Raw genomic sequence first — 19,589 nt, forward strand, 5'->3', positions numbered from 1 at the left:
AATTTGTGCAGTCGGGTCGCGTCTGTCCTGGCGTCTCGCATGAAGGCCCTTCTCCCCCGGCGCCCCAGCTCAGCCCTGTGGCGTCATCGCCTTGCGCTGGCGGGCGCGCTCCAGGCCGAGGCGACGCTCGCGCCAGATGATCATGATCCCGGCCACGATGATCAGCACCGCCCCGGTCAGCATGGTCGAGGTCGGCATTTCCTGGAATACGAACCAGCCGATCGCCAGCGCGAAGATCATCGAGGCATAGTCAAAGGGCGCCACCAGCGAGGCATCGGCCTCGCGATAGGCCGAGGTCAGAAGGATCTGCCCCACCCCGCCCATCAGGCCTGCGGCAATCAGGGTGACGGCCTCGCGCGGGGTCGGCCAGACCCAGCCGAAGGGGATGGTGAACAGCGACAGACAGGTTGCGGTGACCGAGAACCAGAAGACGATTGTGGCGGTTTTCTCGGTCGCCACCAGCTTGCGGATGAACACCTGGGCCAGGGCGGCAAAGACCGCGCCGGTCAGCACGATGACCGCACCGAAGGCCTCGGCATGGCTGCCCTCGCCGGGCACACCGCCTTGCAGGATGGTCAGGCGCGGCCAGATCACGATCAGGACGCCCACAAGCCCCATCAGCACCATCGAGATCCGGAACAGCCGCACATTCTCGCCCAGAAACATCGCGGCAAAGACCACGGTCAGCAGGGGCGCCGCATAGCCGATGGCAGTCACTTCGGGAAATGGCAGATAGGCGAGACCGGCAAAGCCGAGCCCCATCGCCATCGTGCCGGCAAAGCCGCGCCAGACATGGCCCATCGGATTGGCAGTGTAGAACCCGGTCCGCAATTCGCCCCGCAGCGCCAGCCAGGCCACGATCACCGGGATCGCAAAGAAGGACCGGAAGAACACCGCCTCGCCGCCCGGCACCCTGTCGGAGGTGGTTTTCACCAGCGCCGACATCAGGATGAAGATCAGAACCGATCCCAGTTTAAGGGCAATACCGCGCAAGGGGCGCATGGGCTTTCCTCTCTCTGCCCCCTGTTCTGACCATGGACCGCCCGACGAGGCAAGCCCGAAGCGCCCCCCGGCAACAGCTTACGGGTCGGGCGCTCTGGACCTTGGGCTATGGATCGGCTTTCCTGCGCGCAGGAGGTGCCGCTATGTCAGACGCTGAGACCAGGGCTAAGTCGGGCCATCAGATTGCAGACAGGATCGACCAGGGGCGCGGGCTTGTGCCGGCCGATCTGGTGCTGAAGGGCGCGCGGTTCTTTGACCTGATCACCGGCGATCTGGTGGAAAGCGATGTGGCGATCTGCGGGGATACGATCGTCGGCACATTCGGCACCTGGCAGGGCAGGCGCGAGATCGACCTTGCCGGCCAGATCCTGGTGCCGGGGTTTATCGACACCCATCTCCATATCGAAAGCTCGCTGGTCACGCCCTTTGAATTTGACCGCTGTGTCGGCCCACATGGGGTGACGACCGCAATCTGTGACCCGCATGAGATCGCCAATGTCTGCGGCATTGAAGGCATCCGCTATTTCCTTGATGCGTCAGCGCAGACGCTGATGGATATCCGCGTGCAGCTTTCCTCCTGCGTGCCCTCGACCCATATGGAGACAGCGGGGGCAAAGCTTGAGGCCGAAGACCTGATCCCGCTGATGGATCATCCGCGCGTGATCGGGCTGGCGGAGTTCATGAATTTCCCTGGCGTTCTGATGAAAGACGCGGGCTGTATCGCGAAGCTTGCGGCATTTCAGGGGCGTCATATCGACGGCCATGCGCCGCTTTTGCGCGGCAATGATCTGAACGGCTATATCGCCGCCGGCATCCGCACTGAACATGAGGCGACCTCGGCCGAAGAGGCGCTGGAGAAGCTGCGCAAGGGGATGCGGGTGCTGATCCGCGAAGGCTCGGTCTCAAAAGATCTGCACGCGCTGGCAGAGATCCTGACCGAGCGGCATTCGCCTTACCTGTGTTTTTGCACCGATGACCGCAACCCGCTGGATATCGCCGAACATGGCCATATCGATTACCTGATCCGCACCGCGATCCGCCTTGGCTGCCCGCCGCTTGCGGTCTACCGCGCGGCGAGCCTCTCGGCAGCTGAAGCCTTCGGGCTGAAGGATCGCGGGCTGATCGCGCCCGGCAAACGCGCCGATATCGCCGTGATCGACGGGCTGGAGAGCTGCCGTGTCGCCCGGGTCTTTGCCGGCGGGGTGGAACTGTCTGAGGCGGCCTTTGCCGCGCGCGGAACCACGGCCCCGGTCGCACGCCATTCGGTCAAAGCGCCACGCGTCTCACCCGCCGATTTCCGCTGTTCGGGGAACCGTGTCGAGACGCCGGTGATCGGTATTCTGCCCGGCAAGATCATCACCGAATTCCTGAAATACGATATCGCCCCCGAAGATGGCGACAAGCGCCCCGATCTCACCCGCGACCTGATCCGCATCGCGGTGATCGAACGCCATGGCAGGAACGGCAACCGCGCCACCGGCTTTGTCAAAGGCTTTGGGTTGCAGCGCGGCGCGATTGCCTCGACCGTCTGCCATGACCATCACAATATCGCGGTGGTCGGCGCCGATTACGCCGATATGGCCCTGGCGGCGAACCGGCTCTCTGAGATCGAGGGCGGGTTCGTGGTGGTCGAGGGCGGCCGCGTTCTGGCCGAACTGGCGCTGCCGGTCGCGGGTCTGATGAGCCTTGAGCCTTTTGAAGCCGTGCGCGACGCGCTGGTGCGGCTGCGCGCGGCGGCGCAAAGCCTCGGTGTCGTGCTGGAAGAGCCGTTTTTGCAGCTCGCATTCCTCGCGCTGCCGGTGATCCCGCATCTGAAGATCACCGATCACGGCATGATCGATGTCGACCGCTTCGAGGTGATCCCGTGACCAGCGCCGTCAGCACGATTTACCACAACCCGGCCTGCGGCACCTCGCGCAATGTGCTGTCGATCCTGCGCGCCGCCGGGGAAGAACCCCTGGTGGTGGAATACCTGAAAACCGGCTGGACCGAGGCACAGCTGCGCGGGCTTTTCACGACCGCCGGCATTACCGCGCGGGACGCCCTGCGCGACAACGGGACGCAGGCTGCGGAGCTGGGCCTGACCGCGCCGGGTGTCGGCGAAGATGCGATCATCGCCGCGATGACCGAACATCCGATCCTTGTGAACCGCCCCTTCGTGGTCACCTCAAAGGGCACAAAGCTTTGCCGCCCTTCGGTCGCGGTGGCCGCGATCCTGCCGCGCCTGCCTGCGGCGCCGGTGGTCGCAGTGGATGGCAAGGTGATATTCGATCCTGCAAATACAGAGGTGAGCGGATGACAAAGACCCTGCTGCTTTACGGCGATTCGAACACCCATGGCACCATGCCGATGGCGGAGCCGGGCGCGATGGGGCGTTTCGCGCATCGCCACCGCTGGACGAGCCTGCTCGCCGCCGATCTGGACGGCTGGGAGGTGATCGCCGAGGGCCATCCGGGGCGCACCACTTTGCATGACGACCCGATTGAAGGCGCGCACAGGAACGGGCTGACGGTGCTGCCTTCGATCCTCGAAAGCCACCGGCCGATTGATGTCGTGCTGCTGATGCTCGGGACCAATGATCTGAAACAGCGGTTTTCGGTCAATGCCGGCGATATCGCGCTGTCGCTGGAGCGGCTGGTGCGGGTGATCCGCGCGAGCGGCGCCGGGCCGGTGGGCGGCGCTCCGGGCGTGGTGCTGGTCGCGCCGCCGCCCATCCGCGAGACCGGCGCGCTGGCGCAGATCTTTGCCGGGGGCGAGGCCAAATCGCAGCATCTGGGCCGTGAAATCGGGGCAGTTGCGGCGCGAAACGGCCTGCCTTTCGTAGATCTGGCGGGCAAGATCGGGGTCTCTGCGGTGGATGGGATCCATTACGAGGCCGAGGCGGCGCCTGTGATTGCACGGCTGTTCGCGGATGTGATCCGGGCGCATTTCTGAGAGGGCCTGCCTGTGGCTGACGCCGAATTTGAGTATTTGGATCAAGGGGAAAGGGGCGGCGCCCGCTCTTTGATGATCCTTGCGCATGGCCAGCCCTCTGATCCTTTGCCGGCGGCGGAGGAGGTCGGGGCGCTGGCGGCGCGTGTCGCGGCGCATCTGCCGGGCTGGCGGGTTTCGGCGGCGACTTTGGCCGAGCCCGGCGCGCTGGAGCGGCTGGCGGGCGAGGTTCCGGGGCTGGTCTTTCCGCTTTTCATGGCGGCGGGCTGGTTCACGAAAGTCGCGGTGCCCGCGCGCCTGGACGCGGCCGGCGTGACCGGCTGGCAGCAGATGGCGCCGATGGGGATGATGCCGGAAGTGCAGGATCTCGCGGCCCGCATCGCGACAGAAAGCGGCGCGGCGGAGGTGCTGGTGGCCGCGCATGGCTCGGGGCGTTCCCCCGCACCGGCGGAGGTGGCACGCCAGGTGGCAGCGCGGGTCGCGGAGATAAGTGGTGCGCGGCGGGTGGAATGCGGCTTTATCGAAGAGGTGCCCTTTCTGCGCGATGTCACGGGCTGGAGCGCGGGCGCCATCTGCCTGCCGTTTTTCGCCATGGCGGGCGGCCATGTTCTGCATGATCTGCCCGAGGCGCTGGCACAGGCGGGCTTTCCTGGGCAGATTCTGCCGGCGCTCGGCCTGCATGCGGAAATCCCGTCCCTGATCGCCCGCGCCGCGCTTGAGGCGGCGGATCTGCAACATTAAGCCAGACCATATTGCGATGAAGGAACCCGCCATGCCGGTCATCACCTGTATCGAGGATCTCAGGCGCCTGCATCAGGCCCGCGTGCCGCGCATGTTCTGGGATTACTGCGAGAGCGGCAGCTATACAGAGCAGACCTTCCGCGACAATTCTGCCGATTTCGCGCAGATCCGGCTCAGACAACGGGTGGCGCGCGATCTGTCCGACCGTCGGCTGGGCGCTGAGATGATCGGGCAGCAGGTGGCGATGCCTCTGGCGATCTCGCCCACCGGGTCGGCGGGGATGCAATGGGCGGATGGTGAGATTCTGGGCGCGCGCGCGGCGCAGCGCTTTGGGGTGCCGTTCACGCTGTCGACTATGTCGATCTGTTCCATCGAAGACCTCAGCGAGGCGGGTGTGGGGCCGTTCTGGTTCCAGCTTTACGTCATGCGCGATGAGGATTTCGTGGACGGCATCATCGAACGGGCCAGGGTGGCGGCCTGCCCCGCCCTGATGGTCACGCTGGATCTGCAGGTCATCGGGCAGCGCCACAAGGATCTGAAAAACGGGCTGACCGCCCCGCCCCGGCTGACCTTGCCCAATATCCTCAATATGATGACCCGCCCGGCCTGGTGCCTCGCGATGGCGCGCACAAAGCGCCGCAGCTTTCGCAACATCATGGGCCATGTGAAAGGCGTCGATGACCTCGCCAGCCTCAACGCCTGGACCTGGGAGCAGTTCGAGCCGCGTCTCGACTGGTCGATGGTGCGGCGGATCCGTGACCAGTGGCAGGGGAAATTCGTCCTCAAGGGCATTCTCGACGCCGAGGATGCCCAGATGGCAGTGGATATGGGCGCCGATGCGATCGTGGTCTCGAACCATGGCGGGCGGCAGCTGGATGGCGCGCTGTCTTCGATCCGGATGCTGCCGTCGATTGTGCGGGCGGTCGGGGATCGCTGCGAGGTCTGGCTCGATTCCGGCATCCGTTCGGGACAGGACCTGCTGAAAGCGCTGGCATTGGGGGCGACCGGCGGCATGATCGGGCGGCCCTGGCTTTATGGCCTCGGTGCGATGGGCGAAGCAGGCGTGACAAAGGCGCTCGAGGTGATCCGGGACGAGCTGGACATCACCATGGCGCTTTGTGGCGAGCGGGATGTGGCGGATCTGGGCCGCCACAACCTGCTGGTGCCTGCGGATTTCGAAGGCGCCTGGGGCTGATCCCGCGCCGCCCTCTTGCTTTTTGATCAAATTCCGCGTGATAACGGAGCGGGATCAGGAGGGCGCCGATATGCCGAAAACCAAAGCCGATGCGGGACAGATAGCCGGGGTCGATACCGGGCTTCTTAATCGCTTTGCCACCCGTGAGGCGAAGGTTTACGCAAAGGCGCATCCGAAATCGAAGGCGCGGATGGCGGCTGCGGCAAAGCATTATCTTTCCGGCGTGCCGATGCATTGGATGACCGACTGGCCGATGCCGCATCTGACGGTGATCGCGAAAGCCGGCGGGGCAAGGATCCTGGATATCGACGGGCATCAGATCGACGATTTCTGTCTGGGCGATACCGGCTCGATGTTTGGCCACTCCCCTGCGCCGGTGGCGCGGGCAATTCGCGCCCAAGCCGCGCGCGGCCTGACCTATATGCTGCCCTCGGATGCCGTGGCCGAGGCCGGGCGGCTGCTGTCGGACCGCTTTGGCGAGATGCAATGGCAGATCGCGACCACGGCAACCGATGCCAACCGCTTCGCGATCAAAGTGGCGCGCGCCGTGACCGGGCGGCCGAAAATCCTTGTGTTCAACGGCTGTTACCATGGCACCGTCGATGATGTCATGGTCGAGCTGGTCAATGGGGTCACGCAAAACCGCCAGGGGCTTCTGGGCCAGATCGCCGATCTCACGCCTGGTGCAGTAGCGGTCGAATTCAACGACCTGGCAGCCGTCGAGGCGGCCCTCGCGCAAGGTGATGTCGCCGCGATCCTGACCGAGCCGGTGATGACCAATTCCTGCATGGTGCTGCCCGCGCCGGGCTTTCATGACGGGCTGCGCCGGCTGGCGACGCAATATGACGCGCTTCTGATGATTGACGAGACGCATACTTTGTCTTCGGGGCTCGGCGGCTATACCGGCGTGCACGGGCTCTCGCCCGATATGTTCATTGTCGGAAAATGCGTGGCAGGCGGCATGCCCACGGCGGTCTGGGGCATGACCGACCAGGTCGCGAAGCGCTACGCCACCGCCAATGCCGCCCGCGCGCCCGGCCATTCCGGCATGGGCACCACGCTTTCGGCCAATCCGATGCAATTCGCCTGTCTGGTGGCGACCCTATCGGAGGTGATGACGGCCAAAGCCTATGCCAGAATGGAAAAAGGCGCGGCGCGGCTGGCGAAGGGGCTGACCAAGGCGATCCGCAAAGCGCAGGCCCCCTGGCATGTCGCGCGTGTCGGCGCCCGGGTCGAATTCATCTGCGCGCCCGAGCCTCTGAAAAACGGCACCGAAGCCGGCATGGCGCATCACCACGCCGTCGAGGCGGCGGTGCATCTGGGCCTTCTGAACCGGGGCAGTCTGATCGCCCCCTTCCACAATATGATGCTCGTGAGCCCGGTGACGACGAAAGGCCAGATCGACCGCCTGATCGCCCATTTCGCCGCCGTCCTGGCCGAGCTTTTCCCTGCCCCGCAAAAAACCGCCGCGAAAGACCATTGAGATGACCGAGACCAGCCCTTCCGGCTCCACCCTGGCCGAGGCCGAAACCTTCCTCGCCGCCCATCCCGAAATCGAGGCCTTTGACATCATCCTGCATGATGCCAATGGCATCGGGCGCGGCAAGATCATCCGTCGGCATGAATTGGAGGGGCTGTATAAATCCGGCCGCCATCTGCCGATCTCGATCCTCGGCCTCGATATCTGCGGCGAGGATGTGCATGAGACCGGGCTGATCTGGGATCAGGGCGATGGCGACCTGCGCGCCTGGCCGATCCCCGGCACGCTGGTGGCCCTGCACGGGACCACCCCGCCGCGCGGCGAGGTCTTCATGTCGATGTATACGCTGGACGGCGCGCCCATGACCTCGGACCCGCGCCATGCGCTGGCGGCCCAGGTCGAGGCGCTGGCCGCCGAGGGCCTTTACCCGGCGGGCGCGTTCGAGCTGGAGTTTTTCCTGCTGGAGAACACGCGCGACCAATATGGCAAGATGCAGCCCGCCCGCGATGTGCTGGACGGCCGCGCGTCGCGTAAGACCGAAGTCTATTCGGTCGACCATCTCCACGGCATGCTGCCGTTGTTTTCCGATATTTACGCAGGCGCGAAGGCGGCGGGGATCAATGCCGAGACCATGATCTCGGAGTATGCGCCAGGGCAATATGAGCTGACGCTGCATTACCGCGAGAATGTCATGCAGGCCGCCGATGACGTGGTGCGGCTGAAACGGATCGTGCGCGCACAGGCCCGCGCCCATGGCGTGACGGCCTGTTTCATGGCCAAACCGAATGAGAATTACGCCGGGTCGGGGATGCATTTCCATGTCTCGATGCAGGACCGCTCGGGGAAGAACATCTTCCGCGAAGAGATCGAGGGACAGTGGAATGCGGCGATCCGCCACGCGCTTGGCGGTCTGAAAGCGACGATGGCGGAATCGATGCTGGTCTTCGCGCCGCATGCCAATTCCTGGCGCCGCTTTGCCTCGCAATCTTACGCGCCGGTCTCGCCGACCTGGGGTGTGAACAATCGCTCGGTCGCGCTCCGGATCCCGGCAGGCGACATCCGTGCGCGCCGGATCGAGCATCGCCCCTCGGGCGTTGACGCTAGCCCCTATCTGGTCGGTGCCACCGTGCTGGCGGGGATCCGGCACGGGATGAAAAACCAGATCGACCCCGGCCCGGAAACCACCGGAAATGGCTATGAGGAGGCAGGCGCCAGCGCGATCCCCTCTGACTGGAAATCGGCCATTGATGCGGCGAAGGATTCGGAGTTCCTGAAAGAGGCGCTCGGGGAAGACATGCACCGCACCTTTACCGCGATCAAGGCGGCGGAATATGGCCGGGTGATGCGGACGGTTTCCGAAGTCGATTTCGACCTCTATCTGCATACGGTGTGACCGCCGCATCCGCGCAAGGGGGCGCTGCCCCCGTCCCGTTCCGGGACTCCCCCGGGATATTTTGAGACAGAAAATGAGGCTCGGGTGCAGCTGTCATTTTCTGTCTCTTAAATATCCCCGCCGGAGGCTTCCGCAGTCGGCCAGAAGCGGCTTGCCTTACAGATGGGGCCGCCATCAGGCAGGCCACGCGCCCCAGAGAATTACGGCGGCCCCGGTCAAAGCGAGTGCTGCCCCGACCAGATCGGTCGTGCGCGGGGCCTCGCCTTCGGCAAGCCAGAGCCAGACAAGCGAGGCACAGATATAGATGCCGCCATAGGCCGCGTAAGAGCGGCCCGCATGTTCCGGTGGCGTCAGGGCCAGCACCCAGGCGAATGCCACCAGGGCAAGGGTACCGGGTATCAGCCAGAGCGCCAGAGCGCCCTGTTTCCACCAGGCCCAGAAGGCAAAGCAGCCGGCGATTTCGGCCAGTGCGGCTCCGATATAAAGCGCGCCCGTCATGCGCCGGAGCTGTCGCGCCAGCGGTTCACCATCGGGTAGCGGCGATCGAGCCAGAAGGCTTTCTGGGTCAGCCGCACGCCTGGCGCCGCCTGGAACCGCTTCCACTCAGAGATACAGACGAGATGTTCCACCCGCTTCACCGTCTCGCGCGCGAAGCCTTTTGCGACCAGATCCGCAACCGAGAGGTCATTCTCGATCAACCCTTCAAGGATCGCGTCGAGCATCTCATAAGGCGGCAGGCTGTCTTCGTCTTTCTGGTCCGGGCGCAGTTCGGCTGACGGGGGCTTAGTGATGACGCGCCCGGGCATCACCGGGCCGGCAGGGCCTTTCATCCAGGGGCGATGATTTTCATTCCGCCAGCGCGCGGTCAGGAAGACCCGCGTCTTATACATGTCCTTGATCGGATTATAGCCGCCATTCATATCGCCATAGATGGTACAATAGCCGACCGCGACTTCGGATTTATTGCCCGTGGTCAGCAGCATCGCCCCGAATTTGTTGGATATTCCCATAAGCATCAGCCCGCGCAGGCGGGACTGGATGTTTTCCTCGGTCACGTCCGGCCCGGTGCCTGCAAAGACATGCGCCAGCGCCTCGCCCACCGCGCCGCGCGCGCCTACGATGGACACGGTATCGAGCCGCGCCCCCAAAAGCCGCGCGACCTCGGCCGCGTCCTCCAGCGAATGTGCGCTGGTATATTCCGAAGGCAGCATCACGCAATGCACATTTTCCGGCCCAAGCGCATCGGCGGCAATCGCCGCGACAATTGCGGAATCAATGCCGCCCGACAGGCCCAGAACGGCTTTGGAGAATCCCGACTTTCGCATGTAATCGCCAAGGCCCATCACGCAGGCGCGGTAATCGGCCTCGCCGATCGGGGGAATGGCCGCGATCTCGCCCGAGTCGGCCTCCCAGCCTTCTGCACCACGGCGGAAGGTGACCAGCGTGCTGACCTCGTCGAATTGCGGCATCTGCACCGCGAGCCGCCCGCCCCGGTTCAGCACCATGGACGAGCCGTCAAACACCTGATCATCCTGGCCGCCAACCATATTCAGATAGATCAGCGGCAGCCCGGTCTCGACCACGCGCTCGACCATCAGATTGAGCCGCAGATTGGGCTTGCCGCGATGATAGGGCGAGCCATTCGGGACCAGAAGGATCTCGGCCCCGGTCTCGGCCAGGGTCTCAGCGACATCCGCGTGCCAGGCATCCTCGCAGATCGGCGTGCCGATGCGGAGGCCGCGGACCACATAAGGCCCGGTCACATCTGCGGAAGAGAACAGCCGCTTTTCATCGAAAACCGCGTCATTCGGCAGATGATGCTTCAGCACCCGGGCAGAAACTTTACCGCCTTCAAGGATGTAATAGCCGTTGAACAGCTGACCATTCGCCAGAACCGGCCCGCCGATCCCAAGCGCCGGGCCGTCGGCACACTCAGCCGCAAGCGCCTCGATCGCGCGGATCGCGTCCTGGTGAAAGGCGGGTTTCAGGATCAGGTCCTGGGTCTGATAGCCGGTGATGAACATCTCGGTCAGCGCGACCAGATCGGCCCCGGCAGCCTTGCCCTCCTCCCAGAAAGCGCGGGCCTTTGCAGCATTGCCGGCGATATCGCCTAAGACCGGATTGGCCTGCACCAGGAGGAACCGGAATGTATCGGTCATCGTCATGTCCTTATCGCGCCTCTCGCCCCACCGCTTCTAGCAGATCGGGGCGGGCTGGAAAGCCTCACGCAGATGCGCGGCCTGATGTCTGGACATGGGCGGCTTCCCCTGCTTAGGCTGCGGGCGCAAACGACACCGGAGACATCCTGCAATGCGCAAATTCACGGCATCCCTTTACGCCGCCACACTTGCCGCGCCGCTGGCCACCTGTCTGGCCCTGTCCTCCGGCCCTGCCCTCGCCCAGTCTGACGGCGAGGTCATTACCAAGCAATATGACAACGGATCGGTTTATGAAGGCAGCTTCAGAAACGGCCGTCAGCATGGCAAGGGAACCTACCGCCTCCCGAACGGATATGAATATTCCGGAGACTGGGTCGATGGTGAGATCAGGGGCCAGGGCCGGGCGCGCTATCCGAATGGATCAGTCTATGAGGGCGCTTTCGAGAAAGGCCAGCCTCAGGGCCGTGGCAAGATCACCTTTGCCGATGGCGGCACCTATGACGGTGACTGGATCGAAGGCAAGATGACTGGCGAGGGTGTAGCGACCTATCCCAATAACGCGATCTATACCGGTGCCTTCCTGAACGGGCAGCGGAACGGCAAGGGCGTTTTGCAAAATGAGGGCGGCTACCGCTATGAGGGCGACTGGGTGAATGGCGTCAAGGAAGGGAGCGGCAAGCTCACCTATTCCGACGGCACCGTTTATGAGGGCGCGATGCGGGCGGATGAGCGTTCCGGTCTGGGCACGCTGACCATGCCGAACGGGCTGATCTATGCCGGTGGCTGGGCGCAGGGCCAGATCAATGGCGAAGGCAAGCTGACCCAGCCCAATGGCGATGTCTATGAGGGCGCCTTTGTTAACGGCAAACGCGAAGGGAAAGGCATCGCCACCCATAAGGCGGGCGATGTCTATGAGGGCGATTTCAAAGCCGATAAACGCGACGGCCAGGGCAAATTCTCGACGCCGGATGGCTTCCGTTATGAGGGATCCTGGGTGGCCGGCAAGATGGAGGGGACCGGTTCGGTGACCTATCCCGATGGCTCGGTCTATGTCGGCGCCATGAAAGCGGATCAGTCACATGGCGAGGGTGCGATCACCTATCCCGACAAATCCACCTATCAGGGCGCCTGGGTGAATGGGGTGATCGAGGGCAAAGGCCGCGCGGCTTACGCCAATGGCCAGGTCTATGAAGGCGATTTCGTCAAAGCCCGCCCCGAAGGCCAGGGCGTGATGACCCGCCCCGATGGCTACCGTTATGAAGGATCGTGGAAAGCGGGCCTGCGCGACGGCAGCGGCACCGCGACCTTCGCCAATGGCACTGTCTACAAGGGTGACTTCAAAGCCGATAAGCGCGATGGCAAGGGCGAGCTCACTACAACCGAGGGCTACCGCTACAGCGGCGACTGGGTGAACAATCAGAGCGAAGGCCAGGGGATCGCCACCTATGCCACCGGCGATGTCTATGACGGCGATTTCAAAGCCGATAAGCGCCATGGCCAGGGCAAGATGACCTACAAGACCGGCCAGATCGCAGAAGGTATCTGGCAGGATGGCATCCTGACCGAGGCTGCACCTGCCGCTGCACCCTGAACCCTGCCGGGCAGAGGGGGCTCTGCCCCCTCGCCGCTTTGCGGCTCACCCCCGGGATATTTAGAGACAGAAAATGAAGCTGAAGCGGAGATATCATTTTCTGTCCCTGAAATATCCCCGCCGGAGGCTTCCGCAGCCAGCCGGGGGGCCCAGGGCAAAAAACTGGCACACAAAGCAGAAAAATGCGGCCTGGCCCTTTTCAGGACGCGCATCTTGCGTATAGTCCGGCATCATGAACACGGGATCGCATCAGATTATCCTGCCGCAGCCGGGCTCCTGCCCGCTTCTGCCGCATGGAACAGCCCCCGGTCTCCTTCTTCTCAGTCTCGTCTGAGCGGGCCTTCGGGCGCGACCGCTCGGATGTGACCAAGCGCCCGGCCTGAGAACCGGCCCGATCCTGCATTTCGGGCCATGGCTGAGACGAACAAGACCAAGGAATACCCCATGGCACAGACTGCTGACACATCCGCCCAACAACCCCGCGTCATGATTTTCGACACCACCCTGCGCGATGGCGAGCAATCGCCCGGCGCCACCATGACCCATGCTGAAAAGCTGGAGATCGCAGCCCTGCTTGACGAGATGGGCGTTGATATCATCGAGGCTGGTTTCCCGATCGCCTCGGAGGGCGATTTCGCCGCGGTTTCCGAGATCGCGAAAAACGCAAAGACCTCGACCATCTGTGGCCTCGCTCGCGCCAATTTCAAAGATATCGACCGCGCCTGGGAGGCGGTGAAACACGCGAAATCGCCGCGCATTCACACCTTTATCGGCACCTCGCCTTTGCACCGCGCCATTCCCAATCTGGACATGGACCAGATGGCCGAGCGCATCCACCAGACCGTGACCCATGCGCGCAATCTGTGCGACAATATCCAGTGGTCGCCGATGGATGCGACCCGCACCGAGGCGGATTACCTCTGCCGCGTGGTCGAGATCGCGATCAAAGCCGGGGCCACCACGATCAATATTCCCGACACCGTCGGCTATACCTATCCGATGGAATCGGCGAAGATCATCCGGATGCTGCTGGAGCGTGTGCCCGGCGCCGATGAGATCATTTTCGCGACCCATTGCCATAATGATCTGGGCATGGCGACCGCGAACTCTCTCGCCGCTGTCGAGGCTGGCGCGCGCCAGATCGAATGCACGATCAATGGTCTCGGTGAACGTGCCGGCAATACCGCGCTGGAAGAGGTGGTGATGGCGCTGCGGGTCCGCAACGACATCCTGCCCTATCGCACCGCGATCGACACGACAAAGATCATGCATCTGTCGCGCCGCGTCGCCACCGTTTCGGGCTTTGTGGTGCAGCCGAACAAGGCCATCGTCGGCAAGAACGCCTTCCTGCACGAATCCGGCATCCACCAGGACGGCGTGTTGAAAAACGTCGAGACCTTCGAGATCATGCGCCCCGAGGATATCGGACTGAACGCCAAGAACATCGTCATGGGCAAGCATTCGGGCCGCGCCGCGTTGCGCTCGAAACTGGCGGAGCTGGGCTATGATCTGGCCGATAACCAGCTCAATGACGTCTTTGTGCGGTTCAAGGCGCTGGCCGACCGCAAGAAAGAGGTCTTTGACGAGGATATCCTGGCGCTGGTCGCGGATGAACAGACGCTCGACGCGCATGACACGCTGGCGCTGAAGAAGCTGCGGGTGGTATGCGGCACCGATGGGCCGCAAGAGGCGGATATGGTGCTCTCGGTCGATGGGGTGGATCACCATGTCGATGCGACCGGCGATGGCCCGGTCGATGCGGCCTTCAACTGCGTGAAACAGCTCTTCCCGCATAAGGCGCGGCTGCAGGTCTATCAGGTGGCGGCCGTGACGGCGGGCACCGATGCCCAGGCCACGGTTTCGGTCAGGCTGGAAGAAGACGGGCGGATCGTCACCGGCATGTCGGCCGATACCGACACCATCGTTGCCAGCGTGAAGGCCTATATCAATGCGCTGAACCGGCTGATCGTGCGCCGCACCAAAACGGCGCCGAATGACGATCTGAAATCGGTCTCCTACAGCGACGCGCCGTAACGGTTTCAGACCAGACCGGGGCAGGGAAAGGTGGCACCGCGGCCTTTTCCTGCCCTCCCCCCGGCCCCATCCGTTTTCCCGCTGCCCGATTCCCGAAACCGGCTTCCGGGCGCCGTTGCCGGCGGTTGCTGTAACCGCGCGTCCGGTCCTTTAGCCGGAACCAGGGTGCGTCTCTGACCAAATGTCGTAAAATGTAAAGTTTACTCGCAGAAATCGCCCGTTTTGGCGAGTTGAATATCGCAAAACTGCAAGCCGGTTTTATGCACGCAGATGTGTGCCGGAACCGTCCTCACGGGCTTTCACAAAACTCTGTGTCTCTTTATATGTAGGCGCCCGCCGGAGTTCTCTGAGTCGCGGGTGCAACAGGTCGTTTTCCCGCCATCTGCCCGGCGCGGGACGCGATCCACAGGACACGAAGGACGCTGCCCGCATGGCGCTTATCCCCGGAATCTTCTCGTCGGACATGGCGATCGACCTCGGCACGGCGAACACGCTTGTCTATATCCGTGGCAAGGGCATCGTCCTGAATGAGCCTTCGGTGGTGGCCTATCACACCAAGGACGGCAAAAAGCAGGTCCTCGCGGTCGGCGAAGATGCGAAACTGATGCTGGGCCGGACGCCCGGCTCCATCGAGGCGATCCGCCCGATGCGCGACGGCGTCATCGCCGATTTCGAAGCCGCCGAAGAGATGATCAAGCATTTCATCCGCAAGGTCATTCGTCGCGGCACCTGGACCCGGTTGAAAATCATCGTCTGCGTGCCGCATGGCGCGACCCCGGTGGAAAAACGCGCCATCCGCCAGTCGGTGATCTCGGCAGGCGCGAAACGCGCGGGGCTCCTGTCGGAACCGATTGCTGCGGCGATCGGCGCCGGCATGCCGATCACCGAACCCACCGGCAATATGGTGGTCGATATCGGCGGCGGCACCACCGAGGTCGCGGTGCTTTCGCTGGGCGATATCGTCTATGCGCGTTCGGTCCGTGTTGGCGGTGATCGCATGGATGATGCCATCGTCTCTTACCTGCGCCGCCACCAGAATCTGCTGATCGGCGATTCGACGGCCGAGCGTATCAAGACGTCGATCGGCACGGCCCGGATGCCCGATGACGGGCGCGGCGCGGTCATGCAGATCCGGGGGCGCGACCTGTTGAACGGCGTGCCGAAGGAAACCGAAATCAGCCAGGCCCAGGTCGCCGAGGCGCTGGCCGAACCGGTGCAGCAGATCTGCGACGCGGTGATGCAGGCGCTGGAGGCAACGCCTCCGGATCTCGCCGCTGATATCGTTGACCGCGGCGTCATGCTGACCGGCGGCGGCGCGCTCCTTGGTGATCTGGATCTGGCGCTGCGCGAACAGACCGGGCTGTCGATCTCGGTCGCGAATGAATCGCTGAATTGTGTTGCTCTCGGAACCGGCAAAGCGCTGGAATATGAAAAGCAACTCCGGCATGTGATCGAATACGATATCTGAGCCGGCCCGGTTGAATCAGCCCGGGGTCATCCTGGCCCCGATTCCACTGGCAAACCCATTTCAAGCACCACCGGGGCGCGCGCGTGTCGAGAAGCCGTAGCGGATCAGAAGAGTTTTCCCGCCCCGTGCGGCGGCTGCTGGTCGGGCTGCTGGTGGCGGCACTTCTGGGGATCTTTATCCTCTGGCGGATCGACAGCCCGAGGGTGGAACGGTTCCGCGCGGCGCTGGTCGATGCGGTGGTCCCCAATATGGAATGGGCGCTGGTGCCGGTGACACGCGCCATGACCATGATCGAGGACTTTCAGTCCTATACCCGCATCTATGAACAGAATCAGGAACTGAAGCGCGAGCTGCAGCAGATGAAGGCCTGGAAAGAGGCCGCGCTTCAGCTGGAGCAGAAGAATGCGCGGCTTCTGGATCTGAACCATGTGCGGCTCGACCCGAAACTGACCCATGTGACCGGTGTGGTGCTGGCGGACAGTGGCAGCCCGTTTCGTCAGTCGGTGCTGCTGAATGTCGGTGAGCGCGACGGCATCCGCGACGGCTGGGCCACGATGGACGGGATCGGGCTGGTGGGCCGCATCTCGGGCATTGGCGCCCGCACGAGCCGGGTGATCCTGATCACCGACACCTCAAGCCGCATTCCGGTGACCATTCAGCCTTCGGGGCAGAAGGCGCTTTTGTCGGGTGATAACAGTGCCTTGCCGCTTCTTGATTTCATCGAGACCACCGATGAGGTTCGTCCGGGCGACCGGGTGGTGACCTCCGGGGATGGTGGTGTCTTTCCTGCCGGCCTGCTGGTCGGCCAGGTCGCGATGGGATCGGATCGCAGGCTGCGGGTGGTGCTCGCCGCCGACTACCAGCGGCTTGAATTCCTGCGCGTGCTTCGCAGCCATGAGCTGGAGCCGATCCTTGACCCCGGCCAGCTGATCGCGCCGCCGCTGCCTTCGGTCCCCGTGGCCACGGTTGACGGCGAACGCGAGGCCGCCGCCCAGCCCGCCACCGGCAGCGGCGAGATCGGCGAAACCGGATCCGGCTATGCCGAAGGCGGCGATGCCACCGGCCAGGGCGCCGATGCGCAAGGGGGCGGGCAATGATCGGCCGGATGCAGATGGATCCCTGGGGATACCGGCTGCTTTTCCTGGCGCTGGCGGGGCTGTTTCTCTTTGTGCGGCTTTTGCCGCTGAGCACGGCTGTGGGCCGGTTTCCCGGGCCGGATCTGCTGTTATGCCTGATCATCGCCTGGATGATGCGCCGCCCCGATTTCCTGCCGGTCTGGCTGATCGCGCCGGTGCTGCTGATCGAGGATCTGTTGCTGCTGCGCCCGCCGGGGCTCTGGACCGCGCTGGTCGTGCTCGCGTCTGAATTCCTGCGCGGCCGCCATGCGCTGACGCGTGAGATGAATTTCGCCGTCGAATGGCTGCTGGCCTCGGGGCTGATGATCGCGATGTTGCTGGCGCAGCGGCTGGCGCTTACGCTGACCCTTGTTGATCTGCCGCCTTTCGGATTCGCCGTGGTCCAGGTGCTGTGGTCGATCCTCGCCTATCCGCTGGTGGTGGGCCTGTCGCGCCTGGCTTTTGATCTGAGAAAACCCGCCACCGGTGAGGTGGATGATTTCGGCAGACGGTTGTGAACGGGTGAGCTGATGAGACGCACGCAAAAAGACGCGGAAGACAGCGCCCGCAGCATCACGCGGCGGGGCCTTTTGCTGGGCGGCGGCATGACGGCGATGGTGGCGGCGCTTGGCGTGCGGATGCGCTATCTCCAGGTCGACCAGGCCGAGGAATTCAAGCTCCTGGCCGAAGAGAACCGCATCTCGATCGAGCTGATCCCGCCGGGGCGCGGCCTGATCCAGGACCGCAATGGCAAGCTGATCGCCGGGAATGAACAGAATTACCGCGTGGTGATCACGCGCGAGGATGCGGGCGATGTCGATCGGGTGATGCACCGCCTTGCCGGGCTGATCCCCATGACCGCCGAAGAGCTGGACCAGACGCTGGCCGATGTGAAGAAGAACGCGGCGCATGTGAAGGTCGTGGTGAAAGACCGGCTCGACTGGGACGATTTCTCGAAAGTTGCGATCAATGCGCCGGCGCTGCCGGGGGTGATCCCCGAGGTCGGCCTGTCGCGGATCTATCCGCGCGGCTATGATTTCGCCCATATCGTCGGCTATGTCGGCGCGGTGTCGCAAAAGGATCTCGACGAGCAGGAGGATCCCGACCCGATCCTCAGACTGCCGAAATTCCAGATCGGCAAGATCGGGACCGAGCGCTGGATGGAGAAGGTGCTGCGCGGTCGTGCCGGCACCCGCCAGGTGGAAAAGAACGCCTTTGGCCGGGTGATGCGGGAACTCGGCCGCGAGGAAGGTGTCGCCGGCGGCGATATCCGCCTGACCATAGACGCCGATCTGCAAAATTTCGCCCAGGCCCGCCTGGGCAGTGAGAGCGCCGCCGTGGTGGTGATGGATGTCCGGAACGGCGATCTCTTGTGCTGCGCCTCGGCGCCGTCCTTCAACCCGAACCTTTTTGTGCGCGGCATCAGCCATACCGATTATGCCAGCCTGACCGAAAACGACCACCGGCCACTGGCGAATAAAGCGGTTTCGGGCGCCTATCCGCCCGGTTCGACCTTCAAGATGGTCACCGCGCTGGCGGCGCTTGATTCAGGTGCGATTGACCTTGGCCATAAGGTGCGCTGCCCGGGTTATCTGGAATTCGGCGGCCGCCGCTTCCACTGCTGGAGCCGGGGCGGCCATGGAACGCTGTCGCTGACCCAGAGCCTGCAGAAAAGCTGCGACGTCTATTATTACGACATCGCGCAAAAGGTCGGCATCGACAAGATGGCCGAGATGGGCCGCCGTCTCGGGCTGGGGGGCCGCCATGAGCTGCCGATGTCGGCGATTGTGCCGGGCACCATGCCCGACCGCGCCTGGAAACAGGAAAGCTACGGCCAGGACTGGCGGATCGGCGACACGATCAACGCCTCGATCGGTCAGGGCTATGTGCTGGCCTCGCCTTTGCAACTGGCGGTGATGACGGCGCGGATCGCCTCGGGCCGTGCGGTAGAGCCGCGCCTCGTGCGGATGATCGACGGGAAAGAGATTGCTGCGCCCGAACCGGCATCGCTCGGGATTGACGAACGCCACCTTGCGGCGATGCGGCAGGGGATGTGGGATGTGGTCAACAGCCAGGCGGGCACCGCGCGCTCGGCCCGGATCGTCGATCCGACCATGATCCTTGCCGGCAAAACCGGCACCAGCCAGGTCCGCAACATCAGCGCAGCCGAGCGCAGCCAGGGTGTGATCCGCAACGAACAACTGCCCTGGCGGCGGCGCGACCATGCGCTTTATGTGGGCTATGCGCCCTATGACAATCCGCGCTATGCGGTGGCGGTGATCATCGAACATGGCGGCGGCGGCTCGACTGTGGCGGCGCCGGTTGCGCGCGATGTGATCCTCGCGGCCCTTGCCGGAGGCCGCCCGCCCCTGGCCGCCTACCCTTCCGACCAGCGCGGCCGGATCGAATCGATGCTGAAAGACCTGCCGCTGCGCGACCCCGAGACCGGCGCCCTCACCAAATCCGATCAGGCCTGAGCC

16 protein-coding genes are annotated in these 19,589 nt (G+C 63.9%); 13 read left to right on the forward strand and 3 right to left on the reverse strand.

Translation table 11 applies throughout. The features are described from left to right. Positions 1-69: 69 nt before the first annotated feature. Positions 70-1,002, reverse strand: coding sequence for a DMT family transporter (locus JC607_RS11240; RefSeq protein WP_198837016.1), 933 nt, complete (start codon positions 1,000-1,002; stop codon positions 70-72). Positions 1,003-1,145: 143 nt separating this feature from the next. Between JC607_RS11240 and ade the strand changes: the two genes are divergently transcribed. The 7 genes from ade to JC607_RS11275 all read left to right on the forward strand — a co-directional run bounded on the left by ade (position 1,146) and on the right by JC607_RS11275 (position 8,742). After that, positions 1,146-2,870, forward strand: a complete 1,725-nt coding sequence (ade, locus tag JC607_RS11245; protein ID WP_198837017.1) for an adenine deaminase — start codon at positions 1,146-1,148, stop codon at positions 2,868-2,870. Next, entirely contained in the window at positions 2,867-3,301 is a 435-nt protein-coding gene (gene arsC, locus JC607_RS11250) for an arsenate reductase (glutaredoxin) (protein ID WP_198837018.1), read from the forward strand. Before ade ends, arsC begins: the two co-directional genes overlap by 4 nt. Continuing rightward, a complete protein-coding gene (locus JC607_RS11255; protein WP_198837019.1) occupies positions 3,298-3,936 on the forward strand; it encodes a GDSL-type esterase/lipase family protein in 639 nt (212 codons plus the stop codon). Before arsC ends, JC607_RS11255 begins: the two co-directional genes overlap by 4 nt. Positions 3,937-4,008: 72 nt before the next feature. Then, on the forward strand, positions 4,009-4,674 hold the full coding sequence (locus tag JC607_RS11260) for a CbiX/SirB N-terminal domain-containing protein (RefSeq protein ID WP_198837020.1): 666 nt from the start codon (positions 4,009-4,011) through the stop codon (positions 4,672-4,674). A gap of 31 nt (positions 4,675-4,705) precedes the next feature. Next, positions 4,706-5,869, forward strand: coding sequence for an alpha-hydroxy acid oxidase (locus JC607_RS11265; RefSeq protein WP_198837021.1), 1,164 nt, complete (start codon positions 4,706-4,708; stop codon positions 5,867-5,869). A gap of 70 nt (positions 5,870-5,939) precedes the next feature. After that, complete coding sequence (locus tag JC607_RS11270) at positions 5,940-7,352, forward strand: aspartate aminotransferase family protein (protein ID WP_198837022.1); 1,413 nt, start codon at positions 5,940-5,942, stop codon at positions 7,350-7,352. 1 nt (position 7,353) lies between these two features. Next, positions 7,354-8,742, forward strand: a complete 1,389-nt coding sequence (locus JC607_RS11275) for a glutamine synthetase family protein (protein WP_198837023.1) — start codon at positions 7,354-7,356, stop codon at positions 8,740-8,742. 174 nt (positions 8,743-8,916) lie between these two features. Here the strand turns inward: JC607_RS11275 and JC607_RS11280 are convergent, their stop codons facing one another. Together JC607_RS11280 and JC607_RS11285 are read right to left on the reverse strand one after the other, a co-directional pair. Further along, positions 8,917-9,240: a YnfA family protein gene (locus JC607_RS11280; protein ID WP_198837024.1), complete on the reverse strand. Its 324-nt coding sequence runs from the start codon at positions 9,238-9,240 to the stop codon at positions 8,917-8,919. Then, positions 9,237-10,901, reverse strand: a complete 1,665-nt coding sequence (locus tag JC607_RS11285; RefSeq protein ID WP_198837025.1) for an NAD+ synthase — start codon at positions 10,899-10,901, stop codon at positions 9,237-9,239. The genes JC607_RS11280 and JC607_RS11285 overlap by 4 nt, the downstream gene beginning before the upstream one ends. A 151-nt stretch (positions 10,902-11,052) precedes the next feature. Here JC607_RS11285 and JC607_RS11290 point away from each other — a divergent pair, with 151 nt between their 5' ends. From JC607_RS11290 to mrdA, 6 genes are all read left to right on the forward strand, one after another. Then, a complete protein-coding gene (locus JC607_RS11290; RefSeq protein ID WP_198837026.1) occupies positions 11,053-12,492 on the forward strand; it encodes a 2-isopropylmalate synthase in 1,440 nt (479 codons plus the stop codon). Between the two features lie 444 nt (positions 12,493-12,936). Then, entirely contained in the window at positions 12,937-14,526 is a 1,590-nt protein-coding gene (locus tag JC607_RS11295) for a 2-isopropylmalate synthase (RefSeq protein ID WP_198837027.1), read from the forward strand. 430 nt (positions 14,527-14,956) lie between these two features. Continuing rightward, positions 14,957-15,994, forward strand: a complete 1,038-nt coding sequence (locus tag JC607_RS11300; RefSeq protein WP_092898968.1) for a rod shape-determining protein — start codon at positions 14,957-14,959, stop codon at positions 15,992-15,994. Positions 15,995-16,077: 83 nt separating this feature from the next. Next, positions 16,078-17,091 (forward strand): rod shape-determining protein MreC, encoded by a 1,014-nt coding sequence (gene mreC, locus JC607_RS11305; RefSeq protein WP_198837028.1) that lies wholly within the window; start codon positions 16,078-16,080, stop codon positions 17,089-17,091. Continuing rightward, complete coding sequence (locus tag JC607_RS11310) at positions 17,088-17,627, forward strand: rod shape-determining protein MreD (protein ID WP_092898972.1); 540 nt, start codon at positions 17,088-17,090, stop codon at positions 17,625-17,627. Before mreC ends, JC607_RS11310 begins: the two co-directional genes overlap by 4 nt. Before the next feature lie 12 nt (positions 17,628-17,639). Next, positions 17,640-19,586 (forward strand): penicillin-binding protein 2, encoded by a 1,947-nt coding sequence (gene mrdA / locus JC607_RS11315; protein ID WP_198837029.1) that lies wholly within the window; start codon positions 17,640-17,642, stop codon positions 19,584-19,586. The last annotated feature ends 3 nt before the right edge of the window (positions 19,587-19,589 follow it).

This window comes from Paracoccus sp. IB05 (assembly GCF_016405985.1).
Lineage (GTDB): Bacteria > Pseudomonadota > Alphaproteobacteria > Rhodobacterales > Rhodobacteraceae > Pseudogemmobacter.

Excerpts from the sequence above, each read along its gene's own strand:
- JC607_RS11280 (WP_198837024.1), bottom strand. The coding sequence starts at position 9,240 with ATGACGGGCGCGCTTTATATCGGAGCCGCACTGGCCGAAATCGCCGGC.
- JC607_RS11300 (WP_092898968.1), top strand. The coding sequence starts at position 14,957 with ATGGCGCTTATCCCCGGAATCTTCTCGTCGGACATGGCGATCGACCTC.
- JC607_RS11270 (WP_198837022.1), top strand. The coding sequence starts at position 5,940 with ATGCCGAAAACCAAAGCCGATGCGGGACAGATAGCCGGGGTCGATACC.
- JC607_RS11265 (WP_198837021.1), top strand. The coding sequence starts at position 4,706 with ATGCCGGTCATCACCTGTATCGAGGATCTCAGGCGCCTGCATCAGGCC.
- JC607_RS11260 (WP_198837020.1), top strand. The coding sequence starts at position 4,009 with ATGATCCTTGCGCATGGCCAGCCCTCTGATCCTTTGCCGGCGGCGGAG.
- JC607_RS11255 (WP_198837019.1), top strand. The coding sequence starts at position 3,298 with ATGACAAAGACCCTGCTGCTTTACGGCGATTCGAACACCCATGGCACC.
- JC607_RS11290 (WP_198837026.1), top strand. The coding sequence starts at position 11,053 with ATGCGCAAATTCACGGCATCCCTTTACGCCGCCACACTTGCCGCGCCG.
- JC607_RS11310 (WP_092898972.1), top strand. The coding sequence starts at position 17,088 with ATGATCGGCCGGATGCAGATGGATCCCTGGGGATACCGGCTGCTTTTC.
- mrdA (WP_198837029.1), top strand. The coding sequence starts at position 17,640 with ATGAGACGCACGCAAAAAGACGCGGAAGACAGCGCCCGCAGCATCACG.
- JC607_RS11295 (WP_198837027.1), top strand. The coding sequence starts at position 12,937 with ATGGCACAGACTGCTGACACATCCGCCCAACAACCCCGCGTCATGATT.
- JC607_RS11275 (WP_198837023.1), top strand. The coding sequence starts at position 7,354 with ATGACCGAGACCAGCCCTTCCGGCTCCACCCTGGCCGAGGCCGAAACC.
- JC607_RS11285 (WP_198837025.1), bottom strand. The coding sequence starts at position 10,901 with ATGACCGATACATTCCGGTTCCTCCTGGTGCAGGCCAATCCGGTCTTA.
- JC607_RS11240 (WP_198837016.1), bottom strand. The coding sequence starts at position 1,002 with ATGCGCCCCTTGCGCGGTATTGCCCTTAAACTGGGATCGGTTCTGATC.
- ade (WP_198837017.1), top strand. The coding sequence starts at position 1,146 with ATGTCAGACGCTGAGACCAGGGCTAAGTCGGGCCATCAGATTGCAGAC.